Raw genomic sequence first — 3,206 nt, forward strand, 5'->3', positions numbered from 1 at the left:
ACACAGTGGACGCGAGCAACTGAGGACAAGCCCTCGGCCTATTAGTACCAGTCACCTCCAGCGGTTACCCGCCTTCCAGATCTGGCCTATCAACCCAGTCGTCTACTGGGAGCCTTAACCCCTCAAGGGGGTGGGAATACTCATCTCGAAGCAGGCTTCCCGCTTAGATGCTTTCAGCGGTTATCCCTCCCGAACGTAGCCAACCAGCCATGCCCTTGGCAGGACAACTGGCACACCAGAGGTTCGTCCGTCCCGGTCCTCTCGTACTAGGGACAGCCCTTCTCAATATTCCTACGCGCACAGCGGATAGGGACCGAACTGTCTCACGACGTTCTAAACCCAGCTCGCGTACCGCTTTAATGGGCGAACAGCCCAACCCTTGGGACCGACTCCAGCCCCAGGATGCGACGAGCCGACATCGAGGTGCCAAACCATCCCGTCGATATGGACTCTTGGGGAAGATCAGCCTGTTATCCCCGGGGTACCTTTTATCCGTTGAGCGACGGCGCTTCCACAAGCCACCGCCGGATCACTAGTCCCGACTTTCGTCCCTGCTCGACCCGTCGGTCTCACAGTCAAGCTCCCTTGTGCACTTACACTCAACACCTGATTACCAACCAGGCTGAGGGAACCTTTGGGCGCCTCCGTTACTCTTTAGGAGGCAACCGCCCCAGTTAAACTACCCATCAGACACTGTCCCTGATCCGGATCACGGACCGAGGTTAGACATCCAGCACGACCAGAGTGGTATTTCAACGGCGACTCCACCATGGCTGGCGCCATGACTTCACAGTCTCCCACCTATCCTACACAAGCCGAACCGAACACCAATATCAAACTGTAGTAAAGGTCCCGGGGTCTTTCCGTCCTGCTGCGCGAAACGAGCATCTTTACTCGTAGTGCAATTTCACCGGGCCTATGGTTGAGACAGTCGAGAAGTCGTTACGCCATTCGTGCAGGTCGGAACTTACCCGACAAGGAATTTCGCTACCTTAGGATGGTTATAGTTACCACCGCCGTTTACTGGCGCTTAAGTTCTCAGCTTCGCCACCCCGAAGAGTGACTAACCGGTCCCCTTAACGTTCCAGCACCGGGCAGGCGTCAGTCCGTATACATCGCCTTACGGCTTCGCACGGACCTGTGTTTTTAGTAAACAGTCGCTTCTCGCTGGTCTCTGCGGCCACCCCCAGCTCATGGAGTAAATCCAATCACCAGTGATGGCCCCCCTTCTCCCGAAGTTACGGGGGCATTTTGCCGAGTTCCTTAACCATAGTTCACCCGAACGCCTCGGTATTCTCTACCTGACCACCTGAGTCGGTTTAGGGTACGGGCCGCCATGAAACTCGCTAGAGGCTTTTCTCGACAGCATAGGATCATCCACTTCACCACAATCGGCTCGGCATCGGGTCTCAGCCTTGATGTGTGACGGATTTGCCTATCACACGGCCTACACCCTTACCCCGGGACAACCACCGCCCGGGATGGACTACCTTCCTGCGTCACCCCATCACTCACCTACTACAGGTCTGGACCGTCGGCTCCACCACTCCCCTTTGCCCGAAGGCTCCGGGGCGGCTTCACGGACTTAGCATCGCCTGGTTCAATGTTTGACGCTTCACAGCGGGTACCGGAATATCAACCGGTTATCCATCGACTACGCCTGTCGGCCTCGCCTTAGGTCCCGACTTACCCTGGGCAGATCAGCTTGACCCAGGAACCCTTAGTCAATCGGCGCACACGTTTCTCACGTGTGTATCGCTACTCATGCCTGCATTCTCACTCGTGAACCGTCCACCACTGCCTTCCGGCGCGGCTTCACCCGGCACACGACGCTCCCCTACCCATCACAACACCCGTTGGGGCTATACGCTGCAATGACACGACTTCGGCGGTACGCTTGAGCCCCGCTACATTGTCGGCGCGGAATCACTAGACCAGTGAGCTATTACGCACTCTTTCAAGGGTGGCTGCTTCTAAGCCAACCTCCTGGTTGTCTCTGCGACTCCACATCCTTTCCCACTTAGCGTACGCTTAGGGGCCTTAGTCGATGCTCTGGGCTGTTTCCCTCTCGACCATGGAGCTTATCCCCCACAGTCTCACTGCCGCGCTCTCACTTACCGGCATTCGGAGTTTGGCTAAGGTCAGTAACCCGGTAGGGCCCATCGCCTATCCAGTGCTCTACCTCCGGCAAGAAACACACGACGCTGCACCTAAATGCATTTCGGGGAGAACCAGCTATCACGGAGTTTGATTGGCCTTTCACCCCTAACCACAGGTCATCCCCCAGGTTTTCAACCCTGGTGGGTTCGGTCCTCCACGACCTCTTACAGCCGCTTCAACCTGCCCATGGCTAGATCACTCCGCTTCGGGTCTTGAGCGCGCTACTGAATCGCCCTATTCGGACTCGCTTTCGCTACGGCTTCCCCACACGGGTTAACCTCGCAACGCACCGCAAACTCGCAGGCTCATTCTTCAAAAGGCACGCAGTCACGACGCACTGAGTAAACTCAATGCGCGACGCTCCCACGGCTTGTAGGCACACGGTTTCAGGTACTATTTCACTCCGCTCCCGCGGTACTTTTCACCATTCCCTCACGGTACTATCCGCTATCGGTCACCAGGGAATATTTAGGCTTAGCGGGTGGTCCCGCCAGATTCACACGGGATTTCTCGGGCCCCGTGCTACTTGGGTGTCTCTCAAACGAGCCGTTGATGTTTCGACTACGGGGGTCTTACCCTCTACGCCGGACCTTTCGCATGTCCTTCGCCTACATCAACGGTTTCTGACTCGTCTCACAGCCGGCAGACTGTGAAAGAGAGATCCCACAACCCCCCAAGCGCAACCCCTGCCGGGTCTCACACGCTTGAGGTTTGGCCTCATCCGGTTTCGCTCGCCACTACTCCCGGAATCACGGTTGTTTTCTCTTCCTGCGGGTACTGAGATGTTTCACTTCCCCGCGTTCCCTCCACATACCCTATGTGTTCAGGTATGGGTGACAGCCCATGACGACTGCCGGGTTTCCCCATTCGGAAACCCCCGGATCAAAGCCTGGTTGACGGCTCCCCGGGGACTATCGTGGCCTCCCACGTCCTTCATCGGTTCCTGGTGCCAAGGCATCCACCGTGCGCCCTTAAAAACTTGGCCACAGATGCTCGCGTCCACTGTGCAGTTCTCAAACAACGACCAACCACCCATCACCCCGAAC

1 rRNA gene is annotated in these 3,206 nt (G+C 57.0%); it reads right to left on the reverse strand.

Going from position 1 to position 3,206, the window contains the following annotated elements:
- Window positions 1–21: 21 nt before the first annotated feature.
- Window positions 22–3,145, reverse strand: a 23S ribosomal RNA gene (locus ACZ4N5_RS42995).
- Window positions 3,146–3,206 lie beyond the last annotated feature (61 nt).

It is taken from the genome of Streptomyces sp. NPDC026500 (assembly GCF_055567635.1).